15 protein-coding genes are annotated in these 14,224 nt (G+C 71.8%); 11 read left to right on the forward strand and 4 right to left on the reverse strand.

The window, feature by feature from the left end; translation table 11 throughout:
* Positions 1 to 42: 42 nt before the first annotated feature.
* Positions 43 to 2,022 carry an NAD(P)-binding protein gene (locus tag OG329_RS33660; protein ID WP_405800256.1) on the forward strand — a complete coding sequence of 660 codons (1,980 nt, stop codon included), beginning with the start codon at positions 43 to 45 and terminating at the stop codon, positions 2,020 to 2,022.
* Positions 2,023 to 2,123: 101 nt separating this feature from the next.
* Here the strand turns inward: OG329_RS33660 and OG329_RS33665 are convergent, their stop codons facing one another.
* Positions 2,124 to 2,369 (reverse strand): hypothetical protein, encoded by a 246-nt coding sequence (locus tag OG329_RS33665; protein WP_405800257.1) that lies wholly within the window; start codon positions 2,367 to 2,369, stop codon positions 2,124 to 2,126.
* A 40-nt stretch (positions 2,370 to 2,409) separates the two neighbouring features.
* Complete coding sequence (locus tag OG329_RS33670; protein ID WP_405800258.1) at positions 2,410 to 3,681, reverse strand: anion permease; 1,272 nt, start codon at positions 3,679 to 3,681, stop codon at positions 2,410 to 2,412.
* A gap of 347 nt (positions 3,682 to 4,028) precedes the next feature.
* Here OG329_RS33670 and OG329_RS33675 point away from each other — a divergent pair, with 347 nt between their 5' ends.
* The 3 genes from OG329_RS33675 to OG329_RS33685 all read left to right on the forward strand — a co-directional run bounded on the left by OG329_RS33675 (position 4,029) and on the right by OG329_RS33685 (position 7,607).
* Entirely contained in the window at positions 4,029 to 4,709 is a 681-nt protein-coding gene (locus OG329_RS33675; protein ID WP_405800259.1) for a class II aldolase/adducin family protein, read from the forward strand.
* 144 nt (positions 4,710 to 4,853) lie between these two features.
* Positions 4,854 to 5,981 (forward strand): alpha/beta hydrolase, encoded by a 1,128-nt coding sequence (locus OG329_RS33680; protein WP_405800260.1) that lies wholly within the window; start codon positions 4,854 to 4,856, stop codon positions 5,979 to 5,981.
* Positions 5,982 to 6,173: 192 nt separating this feature from the next.
* Complete coding sequence (locus tag OG329_RS33685; RefSeq protein ID WP_405800261.1) at positions 6,174 to 7,607, forward strand: hypothetical protein; 1,434 nt, start codon at positions 6,174 to 6,176, stop codon at positions 7,605 to 7,607.
* A gap of 106 nt (positions 7,608 to 7,713) precedes the next feature.
* Here the strand turns inward: OG329_RS33685 and OG329_RS33690 are convergent, their stop codons facing one another.
* Positions 7,714 to 8,115: a VOC family protein gene (locus tag OG329_RS33690; protein WP_405802164.1), complete on the reverse strand. Its 402-nt coding sequence runs from the start codon at positions 8,113 to 8,115 to the stop codon at positions 7,714 to 7,716.
* Positions 8,116 to 8,350: 235 nt separating this feature from the next.
* Here OG329_RS33690 and OG329_RS33695 point away from each other — a divergent pair, with 235 nt between their 5' ends.
* The 3 genes from OG329_RS33695 (at position 8,351) to OG329_RS33705 (ending at position 11,425) form a co-directional block, all read left to right on the forward strand.
* Positions 8,351 to 9,949, forward strand: coding sequence for an ABC-F family ATP-binding cassette domain-containing protein (locus tag OG329_RS33695; protein ID WP_405800262.1), 1,599 nt, complete (start codon positions 8,351 to 8,353; stop codon positions 9,947 to 9,949).
* A gap of 336 nt (positions 9,950 to 10,285) precedes the next feature.
* Complete coding sequence (locus OG329_RS33700) at positions 10,286 to 10,504, forward strand: helix-turn-helix domain-containing protein (protein WP_356586120.1); 219 nt, start codon at positions 10,286 to 10,288, stop codon at positions 10,502 to 10,504.
* Between the two features lie 129 nt (positions 10,505 to 10,633).
* Positions 10,634 to 11,425: an enoyl-CoA hydratase/isomerase family protein gene (locus tag OG329_RS33705; protein WP_405800263.1), complete on the forward strand. Its 792-nt coding sequence runs from the start codon at positions 10,634 to 10,636 to the stop codon at positions 11,423 to 11,425.
* 173 nt (positions 11,426 to 11,598) lie between these two features.
* Here OG329_RS33705 and OG329_RS33710 read toward each other — a convergent pair whose 3' ends face one another.
* Positions 11,599 to 12,357 (reverse strand): nucleopolyhedrovirus P10 family protein, encoded by a 759-nt coding sequence (locus OG329_RS33710; RefSeq protein WP_405800264.1) that lies wholly within the window; start codon positions 12,355 to 12,357, stop codon positions 11,599 to 11,601.
* 93 nt (positions 12,358 to 12,450) lie between these two features.
* Here OG329_RS33710 and OG329_RS33715 point away from each other — a divergent pair, with 93 nt between their 5' ends.
* Genes OG329_RS33715 through OG329_RS33730 form a run of 4 tightly spaced genes read left to right on the forward strand, consistent with a single transcriptional unit; the run spans position 12,451 to position 14,224 of the window.
* Positions 12,451 to 12,939, forward strand: coding sequence for an Asp23/Gls24 family envelope stress response protein (locus OG329_RS33715; protein WP_405800265.1), 489 nt, complete (start codon positions 12,451 to 12,453; stop codon positions 12,937 to 12,939).
* 35 nt (positions 12,940 to 12,974) lie between these two features.
* Positions 12,975 to 13,166, forward strand: a complete 192-nt coding sequence (locus OG329_RS33720) for a hypothetical protein (RefSeq protein WP_405800266.1) — start codon at positions 12,975 to 12,977, stop codon at positions 13,164 to 13,166.
* 6 nt (positions 13,167 to 13,172) lie between these two features.
* Entirely contained in the window at positions 13,173 to 13,517 is a 345-nt protein-coding gene (locus tag OG329_RS33725; protein ID WP_405800267.1) for a hypothetical protein, read from the forward strand.
* Positions 13,514 to 14,224, forward strand: a complete 711-nt coding sequence (locus tag OG329_RS33730; protein ID WP_405800268.1) for a DUF6286 domain-containing protein — start codon at positions 13,514 to 13,516, stop codon at positions 14,222 to 14,224. Before OG329_RS33725 ends, OG329_RS33730 begins: the two co-directional genes overlap by 4 nt.

Consider the following 14,224-nt stretch of genomic DNA (forward strand, 5'->3'; position numbering starts at 1 on the left):
ACCCGACGGCCGGTCGGGCCGCCCAGCAAGTGGAGGTAGTCCGTGGCCAGATACAGCGACGACGAACTCGGAATGCGCAGCAAGATCACCCGCCGGGACTTCCTCGACGGCGCGGCGGTGGCGGTGGCGGGCGCGGCGGCGGCCACGGCGCTCCCCGGCCTCGGCGGAACGGCGGCGGCGGCTTCCGGCGACCCGAAGCACGGCGCCCACCCCGCCCACGGCGGCCACGGCGGCCACGGCCGTCCGCCCGTCTACCCGCCGACCAACACCGGCCTCCAGGGCCAGCCCGCCGGCTCGTACGACGTCGGCCACGCCGTCCGCGACGGCGACTTCGACCCGGGCCGGGTCCGCGACAGCGGCGAGCGCTACGACCTGGTGGTCGTCGGCGGCGGCATCAGCGGTCTCGCCGCCGCCTACTACTACCGTCAACAGCACGGACGCCGCGCCCGCATCCTGATCCTGGAGGCGCTGGACGACTTCGGCGGCCACGCGCGCCGCAACGAGTTCGAGGTACGCGGACGCACGCTGCTCTCCAACGGAGGCACGGTCAACCTCGACACCCCCAGCACCTGGACCAAGCAGGCCCACTCACTGATCACCCGCGATCTCGGCATCGACCTCAAGCGGCTCGGCGACAGCGTCGACGACACCGCCTACGACAAGTACGCGCTGACGTCCGGCACCTTCTTCGACGCCGAGACCTGGGGCACCGACCGGCTCGTCGTCCGGGGCAAGGGCGAGAGCTGGCAGTCCTACGCCGCGCGCATGCCCATGTCCGAAAAGGGCCGGGCCGATCTGGTCACCCTCCAGACCACCACCGTCGACTACTACCCCGGTCTCTCCGACGCGCGGAAGAAGGAAATCCTCGCGCGCATCTCCTACGAGACCTATCTGCGGGAAAAGGTCGGCATCGGCGACGAGGCCATCGCGCACATCGCCCGCGCCACCAACGGGCTCTACGGACTCAACGCGGACGGCGTGCCCGCCGCCGACGCCGCCTCGCTCGGCCAGCCCGGCTTCGCCGGACTCGCGCTGGAGCACTCCACCTGGCCCGGCATCAGCGGCACCGCGCAGATGCATCTCGACGCCGACGACGGCGACGGCTACTACTACTTCCCGGACGGAAACGCGTCCGTCGCCCGGCTGCTCGTCAGCCATCTGGTGCCCGGGGTGTTCGGCGGCGCGCAGTCGATGAGCGGGATCGTCACGGCCAAGGCCCGCTACGACCGGCTCGACGAGGAGCGCTCGCCCGTGCGCGTCCGGCTCGGCTCGACGGCGTACGACGTCCGGCACGTCAGCGAGTCGCGTCCGGGCCGGGGCGTCAAGGTCAGCTACTCACGCGGCGGCAACAGCTACCGGGTGCACGCCGCGAACGTCGTCATGGCCTGCTGGAACTCCGTCACGAGCTATGTCGTGCGCGGACTGCCGCCCGAGCAGGCCGAGGCGATGCGCTACGGCGTGAAGATCCCGCTGCTCTACGCGCGGGTCGCCCTGCGCGACTGGCGGGCGCTGGCCGACGCGGGTGTCTCCCGCGTGTCGACCCCCACGTCGTACTTCAACAGCTTCGGACTGCCCCAGGCCACCCGGCTCGGCCGCTTCGAGATGCCGCACGAGCCCTCGTTGCCGACCGTCCTGAGCCTGTCCAAGACACCGAACAAGCCGAGGGCGGGGCTGTCGGCCAGAGAGCAGCACAAGGCCGGCCGGGTGGAACTGGTCAAGACCCAATTCGCCACGTTCGAGCGGGAGATCAGGGACAGCATGGCGCGGGCGCTGGGCGACCACGGCTTCGATCCCGGACGCGACATCAGCGCGATCACCGTCAACCGGTGGGCGCACGGTTACGCGTACGAGTACAACTCCCTCGACGATCCTTCGCTGTTCGAGCCGGAGGAGAAGCGGCCGTACGTACTCGCGAGGCGGTCGCACGGCCGGATCGCGATCGCCAACTCCGACGCGCAGGCGTTCGCCTACACGCACGCGGCGATCGACGAGGCGTACCGCGCGGTGCGCGAACTCGGCTGAGGCGGAAGCGGAAGCGGAAGCGGAAGTGGAAGCTGAACCGGAACAAGGCGGAGGGGGTGGCCCGTACGTACGGGCCACCCCCTCCACCGCTCCTGATCGGGTCAGGCGACGATCATGTAGATCCCGTACGACACGGCCGCCAGGCACAGCGCGAAGCAGACGTACGCGCCGGTGCGGGCCAGCGCCACGGAGCCGGTCGCTGTCGAGCCGGTGGCCGTCGAGCCCTCCGCCGGTGCCGCGCCCTTCGACAGCCCCACGATGCCCAGGGTGAACAGGCCCACCAGAGCCACGGTGGCCACGAGACTGACGCCGAAGACGGAGCCGAGCGCCGCCCAGTCGATGTTCATGCTGAAAGTGTCCTTCGCTTCTTCGGACCGGTCGGACCGGTCAGACCGTCGCGGTCCGGGCGGGTTCGGCGGTGGGTTCCCCGGGCCCGGTCCCGGGATCCGGGGCCGGGATGGTGGCGGCGATCTCCGACGCCGGGCCGCCCACGGGGGGCGGGGTGACAGCGGCGATGGCGGCGGTGACGACACCCTCGGGCTCGTCCGCCTCGTCGACATCCGCCTCGTTGACGTTGGTGTGGTCGACCGGCTGGCGGCGCGAGGCGATCCAGATGACCGCCGAGAGCGCGACGAGCAGCGCGGCCGTGACCGCGACACCCCAGGGACCCTGACCGGTCAGGAACTCGGCGCCCGCCGCGACCAGACCGGCGGCCGGCAGGGTGAGCCCCCAGGCGATGAACATCCGCGTGGCGGTCGACCAGCGGACGACTCCGCCCTTGCGGCCGAGACCGGCGCCCATCACGGCACCGGAGCAGGACTGCGTGGTGGAGAGCGAGAAGCCAAGGTGCGACGAGGCGAGGATGACGGTGGCCGCGCTGGTCTGCGCGGCGAAGCCCTGCTGCGGGCGGAGGTCGGTGAGGCCCTTGCCCATGGTGCGGATGATGCGCCAGCCGCCGAGGTAGGTACCGAGCGCGATCGCGACACCGGCGGAAACGATCACCCACAGCGGGGGATTGGAGCCGGGGGCCAGGACGCCGCCGGTGACCAGGGCGAGGGTGATGACACCCATGGTCTTCTGCGCGTCGTTGGTGCCGTGGGCGAGGGACACGAGGCCGGCCGACGCGATCTGTCCCGCGCGGTAGCCCTTCGCGGTGGCCTTCTCGTCCGTGTTACGGCCGATGCGGTACGTCAGCCGGGTGGCCAGCATCGCGGCGAGACCGGCCACCAGCGGCGCGGCGAGCGCCGGGAGCAGGACCTTGGTGACGACGACTCCGCCGTTGACCCCCGAGGTGCCGACGGACATCAGCGTGGCGCCGATGAGACCGCCGAACAGCGCGTGGGACGAGCTCGACGGAAGGCCGAGCAGCCAGGTGAACAGGTTCCACAGGATGGCGCCGACGAGCGCCGCGAAGATCACTTCGGTCTGGATGCCCTGTTCGTTGATGAGCCCGCCGGAGATGGTCTTGGCGACCTCGACGGACAGGAAAGCGCCGACGAGGTTGAGCACGGCGGACATCGCCACCGCCGTCTTGGGTTTCAGCGCGCCGGTCGAGATGGTCGTCGCCATCGCGTTGGCGGTGTCGTGGAAACCGTTCGTGAAATCGAACACGAGAGCCGTCACGATCACGATCGCGAGCAGCAGCGTGATGTGTTCCATTTACCCAGGCAATCGTTTGACGTCAGTGGCCGTTCAGGAACGTAGGGATGCTGAGTGAACGGAAGATGAACTGAGGCAGGCGTTGCGGTGACTCCGAACAGAGTATGGGCGCTCCGCTTGTGAAGAGGTAGGTCGCCTCCCGGCGCCAGGGGTGCCGCCGTGGTCGGCCCGACCCGTGCGGCGCCCCGCCTCCGCCCCGCCCCGGGCCTGTTTCGGTCCCCCTCCGGGCGCCCGTCACGGTCCGTCGGCGAGGCCCGGCGCCAAGGAGATATTCACCTCACCGAGGGACCCACCGCAGGACTCACGGACCGCGCGAACTCCCTTGGAACGCCTGGCAGGATCGCCGCATGACGGAAACCGGACACCTGCACGAGCGGCCGAACGGGCCGGAGATCGAACAAGCCTGGCGGGACCTCGTCGCCACCGCCCGCCGGAGCGCGGCCGACGGACTGGTCGTCGGCACCTCGGGCAACGTGTCCGTACGCGTCGGGGACCTCGTCCTGGTCACGCCGAGCGGGGTGCCGTACGACCGTCTGACGCCCGGGGACACCGTCGCCGTCGATCTGGACGGCCGCCAGGTCGCCGGCCGTCTCAGGCCCACCAGCGAGCTGCCGATGCATCTGGAGGTCTACCGCAACTCCGCCGCCGGCGCCGTGGTCCACACCCACGCCGTCCACGCCACCGCCGTCTCCACCCTCGTGCCCGAACTCCCGCTGATCCACTACATGGCGGCGGACTTCGGCGGGCCGGTCCGCGTCGCCCCGTACGCGATGTACGGCACGGACGCCCTGGCCACGAACATGGTGCGCGCGCTGCGCGGGCGCACGGGCTGTCTGCTCCAGAACCACGGCACCGTCACGTACGCGGACACCCTGGACAAGGCGTACGACCGCACGGCCCAACTGGAGTGGATGTGCCGCCTGTGGCTCACCGCCACGTCCGTGCCCGGCCACTCACCGACCCTGCTCTCACGGCAGCAGGTCCGGGACGTCGAGGAACAGCTCAAGGGCTACGGCCAGCGGGACTGACCCGGCACCCGCGTCCTCCCCCCCCCGGAACGCGAACCGGAACGTCCAGGAGCGCCCAGGAGCGTCCACCGGAACGTCCGGGCGCCATCACCCCGGACGCCCGCTCCACTGGCCGTACCGGGCGTCCGTACCGACACTGGGGAAATGCGCCCGGCCAGAGCGACGGCAGCAGCCGTCACCACAGTGATCGGTGTCGGAACGGCCGCTGTGGCGGCCGGCCGGTACGCCAGCGACGCCGCGCTCAAGGCGCCCCCCGGACGGCCACTGCCGGGCGACCCACGGCTCACCGTGCACGCCACGGCCGCCGGCCGCGTCACCCTCACCCGCTGCCTGGCCTCCCTGCGCCCCGGCGTCTACGGCCTGGAGTCCGCGAACGTCCAGGCGGTCGTCGGCCCGGTCGTCGACGACGTACCGCACCGCGCGGACACGATCGTCCGCCAACTGGAACGCGTCGGCCTGGGCACCCTCGGCGCGGGCAGCCGTGTCCGGCTCACCCCGCTGCTGCACCGAGGCGACCCCGCCACCGCGCTCGGCATCGAGTACGACCAGGTGGAGATCCCCGGCGAACTCGGCCCGCTGCCCGGCTGGTTCGTACCCGGCAGCCGGGACACCTGGGTCATCACGGTGCACGGCCTCGGCACCACCCCGGAGCACCCCATGAACGTCATGGGGTTCCTGGTGGACCAGCAGTTCCCGGTCCTGAACCTGGCCTACCGGGGCGACCGGGGCGCCCCGCGCTCCCCGGACGGCCTCGGACACCTCGGCGACTCCGAATGGCGCGACCTCGACGCGGCGATCCGCTTCGCCGTCCGGGGCGGCGCCGAACACGTCGTCCTGTACGGCTGGTCCATCGGGGCCACGATGGCCCTGCACGCCGCCGAGAAATCCGGACAGCGCGACCGGATCAGCGGACTCGTCCTGGACAGCCCGGTGCTCGACTGGGAGGCCACCCTGCGCGCCCTGGCCACCGCGCGCCGCACCCCGGGCCCGCTTCTGCCGCTCGCCGTCCGCGCGGCGCAGGGGCGGACCGGACTGCGCGGCGGCAGGCTCCCGGTGGTCGCCGATCCGGGGAGGCTCAACGTTCCGACGCTGATCTTCCACGGCCCCGACGACGTCCTCTCGCCCTGGTACCCCTCCCGCGAACTCGCCGCCCGGCGCCCCGAGCTGGTCGAGCTGCACACGGTCTCGGACGCCCCGCACGGCGCGATGTGGAACGCCGACCCCCTCGGCTACGAGGAAACGCTCCGCCGCTTCCTCACGCCCCTCATGTAGGGCGTGTCTTTCGGATCTTGCCGGGCTCGCGGCCCCTGCCTCCCAGCACGCCGCGACATCCGTACGGAGGCGGCACCGGCGCCCCCGGCCGCCCTCCGCTCCGGTGTCTTCCCCGGCGTGTGACCGGCCGGTGGAGACCCGGGCCGGAGGTTCCGTTTGGGCTTTCGGGCAATCAGCGGGAAGACTGCTCCCGTGACGTCCCGAAAGCCTGATGAGCAATTGGCGCGCAACTCCAGACTCCGACTCGTCCGCCCGCGAGCTTTGACCACGGCCCGACAGGCCGTGACCACCGGACGAACACGTCCGGCGCCCCGTCCGCCGCAGGGCACACCACCGCCCGCGGAGCTGGCCCGTCAGGCGCGGGCAGTCCTCGCCGACGCCGTACGGATCGCCCGCTGGGCCGCGGCCGACCGGGACCCCGGCGCGGGCCCGCTCGCCCCGAAGGCCCGCGAACGGGCCGCCGCCGCACTGGAATTGACCCCGGACCAGGTGAGCGCCGGCTGGGACCGCGCCAGGCTCGCCGGGCTTGTCGAACTGCACGGCGGCACAGCGCGCCCCGGCTGGCGCCTGCGCGCCTGGGACCGTGACGACTCCGCCGTGCTGCGCGGCTGGGTCGCCCTCTTCGACGCCTGGTCGCTCGTCCACTCCGCCCCCGACGACGTCGCCCCCGCGACGGTCGCCGAGGTCGTCGAAGCCGTCCCCCAGGTGCTCTCCCTCCTCCAGCTCTCGGCCGGGCCCGTGCTCGTACCGGCCCTTCTCGACCTGCTCCAGCAGCGCGTGGCGGAACTGCGCGACGAGCGCTGCGAGGTCCCGTACGACCCCCGGACCGCGTCCGGCCCCGCAGCGGCCCCGACCGCGTCCGCACCGGAGCCGGAGCCGGAGACCGCCCTGGCCACGGCCGCCGTCCCGCTGCCGCCGCTCCTGGACTGGGCCCTGGAGGGCCTGGCCGCGGTCGGCGCGCTGACCCTCGGCGAGGGCCAGGCGACCCTCACCCCGCTCGGCAACTGGGCGGTGTGGGTCAAGCTGGAGCAGATCTGCGTCGCCGCGCAGAGCCCGGCGGGCAACATCGAGCAGTCCGCCGACAACATGCTGCGCGGCTGCGCCCGGCTGACCCCGGGACCGGCCCGCGCCGAGTACCGCGCGTGGCTCGCCGCCCGCACCGTCGGCAGCGCGGTCACCGAACTCCTCGCCGTGGCCCGTGGCGAGGACGCGCTCCTGCGCGGACTGGCCTTCGAGGCGCTGCGCGTCGTCGGCGCCCCCGCCGAGCCCGAGGTGCGCGCCGCCTCCGCCGAACCCTCCCTGCGCCCCTACGCCCTGCTCTGGCTCGCCGAGTACGACGGCACGGACCCCGAGGACGCCCCCGACGTCCTCACCCGTGACGAGTCCACCTGGCTCTGGGTCGACACCGCGGCGGCCGTCGCCGACCACGGCGAGACCGCGCTGCTGGTCCGCCACCTCGACTCGGCAGTCCAGGGCACCGTCCCCGCCCTGCTCGACGAGATCAGGGCCGTCGGCCACCCCCGCACCGTGCAGGTGCTGGTCGCGCTGGCCGCCGCGCACCCGGACCCGGCCCTGGCGAAGGCCGTACGCCGGGCCGCGTTCCAGGTCCACACCGGGGGAGCCTGACCGGCCGGCCCGCGCAGGCGGCACCCGTCCACACCGGCCGGACCGCCCGCGTAAGCCGCCCCCCGGACCCGCCTCCCGCACCGGAGCGCGCCCCCGGCCCGGAGGCTCAGCCGCCCGCCCCCGGTGCGTACGTCCCGAAGCTCCACACATTCCCCTCCGCGTCGCGCGCCATGTAGTCCCGTGAGCCGTAGTCCTGGTCCGTGGGCGGCATCAGGATCTCCACGCCCCGCTCCACGGCGCGCGCGTGGTGCGCGTCGACGTCCTCGACCACCACATAGATCCCGGCGGGCCCGCCACCCGCCATCGCCCTGGCGAAGACGCCCTCGCCCTTCCTGGACCCCAGCATCACCATGCCGCTCCCATGGGCCAGTTCGGCATGGAGCACGCTGCCGTCCTCGCCCTCGTACACACTCACCTCCGTGAAGCCGAAGGCGTCCTTCAGCGTCCTGATGGCCGCCTTCGCGTCCTCGTACACGAGCGTCGGACAGACAGTCGGCACACCGGCCATGCTGATCACCCATCTCCGTGTTCCGTTGTGACTTGCGTCTCAGTTCTCCCAGTCTGGCACCGGTCACCGACAACGCCGCCCCGCAGGCCCCCCGGGCGGGACCCCGCCGGGCGAAAAGCAGTTGTGCGGCCCCGGTAGACTCGGCGTCATGGCATTTCTCCTTGTGCATTAGCCGGCGTCGAAGAAACCCCCTCCGCCTGCCCTTCCGCCGTCCATACCGCCTTGGAGTTTTTCCGTGATCACCGCCACCGGCGTCGAGTTGCGCGCCGGCGCTCGCGTCCTCATCGAGTCCGCTTCCTTCCGTATCGCCAAGGGCGACCGCATCGGCCTCGTCGGCCGCAACGGAGCCGGCAAGACCACCCTCACCAAGTGCCTCGCGGGTGAAGGCGTCCCCGCCGCCGGCACGATCACCCGCTCCGGCGACGTCGGCTATCTGCCCCAGGACCCGCGCACCGGCGACCTCGACACCCTCGCCCGCGACCGCATCCTCTCGGCCCGCGACCTCGACTCCGTCCTGAAGAAGATGCGCGAGAACGAGGAGCGGATGGCGAACGGCAAGGGCGCCACCCGCGAGAAGGCGATGAAGAAGTACGAGCGCCTGGAGACCGAGTTCCTGACCAAGGGCGGTTACGCCGCCGAGTCCGAGGCCGCCACCATCGCCGCCGCGCTCGGCCTGCCCGACCGGGTGCTCGGCCAGGCCCTGCATACGCTCTCCGGCGGCCAGCGCCGCCGCGTCGAACTCGCCCGCATCCTGTTCTCGGACGCCGACACCCTGCTCCTGGACGAGCCGACGAACCACCTGGACGCCGACTCGATCGTCTGGCTGAGGGACTACCTCAAGACCTACCGCGGCGGCTTCATCGTCATCTCCCACGACGTCGACCTCGTGGAGACGGTCGTCAACAAGGTCTTCTACCTGGACGCCAACCGCTCCCAGATCGACGTCTACAACATGGGCTGGAAGCTCTACCAGCAGCAGCGCGAGTCCGACGAGAAGCGGCGCAAGCGTGAGCGGGCCAACGCGGAGAAGAAGGCCGCCACGCTCAACTCGCAGGCCGACAAGATGCGCGCCAAGGCCACCAAGACCGTCGCCGCGCAGAACATGGCACGCCGCGCCGAGCGCCTGCTGTCGGGTCTGGAGGCGGTACGCCAGTCCGACAAGGTCGCCAAGCTGCGCTTCCCCGACCCCGCGCCGTGCGGCAAGACGCCGCTGACCGCCGAGGGCCTGTCGAAGTCGTACGGCTCCCTGGAGATCTTCACGGACGTCGACCTGGCCATCGACAAGGGCTCCCGCGTCGTCATCCTCGGCCTCAACGGCGCGGGCAAGACCACACTGCTGCGTCTGCTCGCCGGGGTGGAGAAGCCCGACACCGGCGAGGTGACACCGGGCCACGGCCTCAAGCTCGGCTACTACGCGCAGGAGCACGAAACGCTCGACCCCGACCGCTCCGTCCTGGAGAACATGCGCTCGTCGGCCCCGGACCTCGACCTGGTCGAGGTCCGCAAGACCCTCGGCTCCTTCCTCTTCTCAGGAGACGACGTCGAGAAGCCCGCCCGCGTGCTGTCCGGCGGCGAGAAGACCCGGCTCGCCCTCGCGACCCTGGTGGTGTCGTCGGCCAACGTGCTGCTCCTCGACGAGCCCACGAACAACCTCGACCCGGCCAGCCGCGAGGAGATCCTGGGCGCGCTGCGCACGTACAAGGGCGCGGTCATCCTCGTCACGCACGACGAGGGCGCCGTCCAGGCGCTCGAACCGGAGCGGATCATCCTGCTGCCCGACGGAGTCGAGGACCTCTGGGGCTCGGACTACGCGGATCTGGTGGCGCTGGCCTGACGACGCGGGCGTGATCCACTGCGTCTGGATCATTCGGCTCAGTGGTGATCCATCATCTGAGTGAGTGTGTCTCGTACTTTGGCGTGGCGTGCTGACGATCAAGCCGTTCCGGTACCAGTTCGATCAGCGCTCCGGCGCACACTGTCTGACCTGCTCTTTCTTCCGCGTGACTGACGATCTGTGTGCGCGAGCCGGTCTGGAATGTGCCATTCCGTTCGTGTTCGAACGCGGAGCTACGCCGAAGCTTGTCCGGCGAACCTTGCTGAATGGGTGGCCAGGAGCGCCCCGAGGGGTGATCATGAGAAGTCCAGAGCGCACTTCCATGAGGAGGCACGGGTGGCCGAGACTCTGAAGAAGGGCAGCCGGGTAACCGGCCCCGCGCGCGACAAGCTCGCGGCAGACCTGAAGAAGAAGTACGACTCCGGTGCGAGTATCCGTGCGCTGGCCGAGGAAACGGGCCGGTCCTACGGATTCGTCCACCGGATGCTCAGCGAGTCCGGAGTCACACTCCGGGGACGCGGTGGAGCGACACGCGGCAAGAAGGCCACGGCCTGACGACCGCGTACAGCTTCTCCGGCCACCGGTTCCGCCGGTGACCACCCGGCCGGTCGTCGCGGTCGACCGGGTGGTTACTGTGCAGTCACTTAGCTAGCTGTGCTGACTGCACCGAACCGGAGGCGCCCCATGACTTCGCTCGATCATGTGCTCGACAAGGACGGCGTACGGCTCACCGTCGAGGACGCGGTTGCCACGGTGACTTTGACCAACCCGGCCAAGCGCAACGCTCAGTCTCCCGCTCTGTGGCGGGCGTTGACGGAAGCCGGGCAGTCACTGCCGGGCAGTGTGCGGGTCGTCGTGCTGCGGGGCGAAGGCAAGTCCTTCTCCGCGGGCCTCGACCGGCAGGCGTTCAGCCCCGAGGGCTTCGACGGTGAGCCGTCCTTTCCCGAGCTCGCACGCCGTTCGGACACGGAACTGGACGCGGCCATCGCCGCGTACCAGTCCGCCTTCACCTGGTGGCGCCGCAGCGACATCGTGTCGCTCGCCGCCGTCCAGGGACACGCCATCGGCGCCGGATTCCAGCTCGCGCTGGGCTGCGACCTGCGCGTCGTCGCGTCGGACGTGCAGTTCGCCATGCGCGAGACCAGCCTCGGGCTGGTCCCCGACCTGGGCGGTACGCACGCCCTCGTCGGGCTCGTCGGCTACGCCCGCGCGCTGGAGATCTGCGCGACGGGCCGGTTCGTACAGGCCGACGAGGCCGAGCGCACCGGCCTGGCCAATCTCGTGGTGCCGCCGGGCGAACTCGACGCGGCGGTACAGGACCTCACCGCCGCGATCCTGGCCGCGCCGCGCGACGCGACGGTCGAGACGAAGGCCCTGCTGCAAGGCGCCTCGTCGCGTACGTACGACGAGCAGCGCGCCGCGGAGCGCGCGGCCCAGGCGCGCAGACTGCGGGACCTGGCGGGCCTGGGCGACTAGGTCCTGTCCGGCGGATCTTCGGGGGTCCGGGACGCCTGGCACGGCACCTCCCTGCGTTGTCGGAGTCATCCAAGTACGTCCAGTACGAGGATGATCCTCCGCCTTGCGATGCACCGCACCAGCCGCCCCGGCCTGATCCCCGAAGATCCGCCGGACAGGACCTAGACGCTTTTTTACCGGACGTCCACCGATGTGATCAGGACCGCCACCGTCGGATGGCTCGGCAGTGACGCCGAGACCGCGCGGCTCACCCCGCGGGCCACCTCCCACGGACGGTGGCCCGCCGCCGTCGCCAGCTCGACGCGGACATGGCCGCGGGTGACGAGCACCGCCGTGCCGAGCGACCCGGACAGATGGGCGACGCCGGGGACCTTCGCCGCGATGACCGCCGCCGTGCCCTTCGGTGCGACCGCGACTGCCCCGACTGGCGCAGTCGCCCCCGAGGAGTCTGTATCCGGCTCCTCGGGCGGCTCCTCCAGCAGCGCCGTCACCCGCAGGTCCACCTCCGTGACCCGCAGCCCCAGCCCGTCCACCGCGTGCGTGTACAGCGCCGTGCGCAGCCGTTCGGCCACGTCGGGCAGCGGCTCGCCCGCGAGCGCCGCGAAGTCCCCGTCGATACGCAGCACCCCCGGCGGCAGCGCGCCGGGCGGCGGCTTCACCGCGGGCACCTCCGCCGATCCGGGGTCGGCCAGACAGAGCCTCAGCCGGCCCAGCGTGGCGCCGGGCACCTCCGCCGCCGTACGTCGCAGCGCGGTCGTCGCCGCCCGTTCGGCCAGCCATACCCCGTCCGCCGGGTCGCCCAGCGGGAGCAGCCGGCCGAGGCCGAGCCGTTCCCGTACCGCCGTACTCCAGCCGTCCGCGCGGTCCGTGCCGGCCGCACCGTTCCCGCCGTTCGCGCCGTTCGCGCTATTCGCGCCATGACCAGTCGTCATGGGCCCAGACTGCCGCATTCCCGGCGCGACACCGGGCAAGTCGCCTTAATGTGGACAAAGAGTCCATCTGCGCCCGGGAAGGGGCGAGTACCCATGTCCGACACCACGCAGCGCAATCAGTCCGAGCCGTCCGTCAAGGCGCCCTCCCACGACGACCAGCGGAAGCCCTCCACCGGCAAGAGGGGCAGCGGCGACCCGTCCGTCCGTGGGCGGACCACCATCGCCGACGGAGTGGTCGAGAAGATCGCCGGCCTCGCCGCGCGCGACGTGCTCGGTGTCCACGCGATGGGCAGCGGCATGTCGCGCACCTTCGGGGCCGTACGCGACCGGGTGCCCGGCGGCACCAAGTCCGTCGCGCGCGGTGTGAAGGCCGAGGTGGGGGAGGTACAGACCGCGCTCGATCTGGAGATCGTCGTGGACTACGGCGTGTCGATCGGCGATGTGGCCCGCGACGTACGGGAGAACGTGATCTCCGCCGTCGAACGGATGACGGGCCTGGAGGTCGTCGAGGTCAACATCGCCGTCAGCGATGTGAAGCTGCCCGACGAGGAGGACGAGGAGCCCGAGACACGGCTCCAGTAACGGCCAGTTCCGCAAGACCGAAGAGGAGTCACTCGATGAGCATGGCGGTGGTCGGCCTGTTGGCCGGTATGGCCCTGGCATTCGCCGGATACTTCGGCGGTTTCGGAGCCTTTCTGCTGGTGGCCGCGTTGGGCGCGGTCGGGTTCGTGGCCGGCCGATTCCTCGACGGCGATCTGGAAGCGGGCGACCTCTTCCGAGGCCGCGAACGCGACGAACGCCGGCGGTGACCCTCCATGGCCGGTGAGCGGGTGGTGGCCGCGGACCGCGGGGCGACCACGATCGCCGACCGTGTCGTCTCGAAGATCGCCGCGCAGGCGGCGCGGGAGGCGCTGGGCGGCGTGCCGGAGGGGGGCGAGGCGCCGCACGCGGGAGTCCTGGTCCACCACGACGTGGCGCGGGTACGGATCGGTGTCGAGCTGGACTATCCCTCCGACATCGGCGCCCAGTGCGGCGCGGTGCGTCGCCAAGTCGTCCGGCGGGTAAGTGCTCTGGCGGGGATGGAGGTGCCGGAAGTGATCGTCAGGGTCGAACGGCTCCACTCCGCCCAGTCGCGCGCGGCGCAGGGGAGGATCCAATGAGCGAACCGGTGGGTGACGGGACCGAGCACGCGCCGGGGGCGCCAGGCGCGCCGGCGGTGCCGGGCGCCGTCCGCGCGGACGTGCTCGAACTGGACCAGTCCGCGTCCGCCGCCCGGTACGAACCGAGGCCAACGCTGCGGGAGGGCGACGGGGACAGGGACGGCAGGACCGGCCGCTTCTGGTCCTGGCGCCGGATCCCGGCCGCGCTGGTCGCGGCCGTCCTGCTCGGCGCGGCGGCGCTGCTGCTGTACGACGTCGCGGCCGTACGGGCCGACCATCCGGCCATGTACTGGCGCCGGTGGCTCGCCCGCCGGTTCGCCACCGAGCCGCTGGACAACACCTGGGTCCTGGTCGGCTCGGGTGTCGCGGCGGTCGTCGGCCTCTGGCTGATCGTTCTCGCCCTGACTCCGGGACTGCGCCAGGTGCTGCCGATGCGGCGCGGTCCGGAGCGGGTACGGGCCGGGCTCGACCGGGAAGCGGCGGCGCTGATGCTGCGCGACCGGGCGCTCGAGGTCTCCGGCGTACGGTCCGTACGGGTCCGGGCCCGCCGCGCCAAAGTCCGCGTACGGGCCGTGTCCCACTTCCGCGAACTCGACGACGTACGCGCCGATTTGGACACCGCGCTGGCCTCCGGCATCGGCGAGCTGGGCCTGGCCAAGCCGCCCGCGCTCTCCGTGCATGTCCGTCGGCCGACGAAGAAGGGATGA

This window comes from Streptomyces sp. NBC_01506 (assembly GCF_045040295.1).
In the GTDB taxonomy this organism is placed as follows: domain Bacteria; phylum Actinomycetota; class Actinomycetes; order Streptomycetales; family Streptomycetaceae; genus Streptomyces.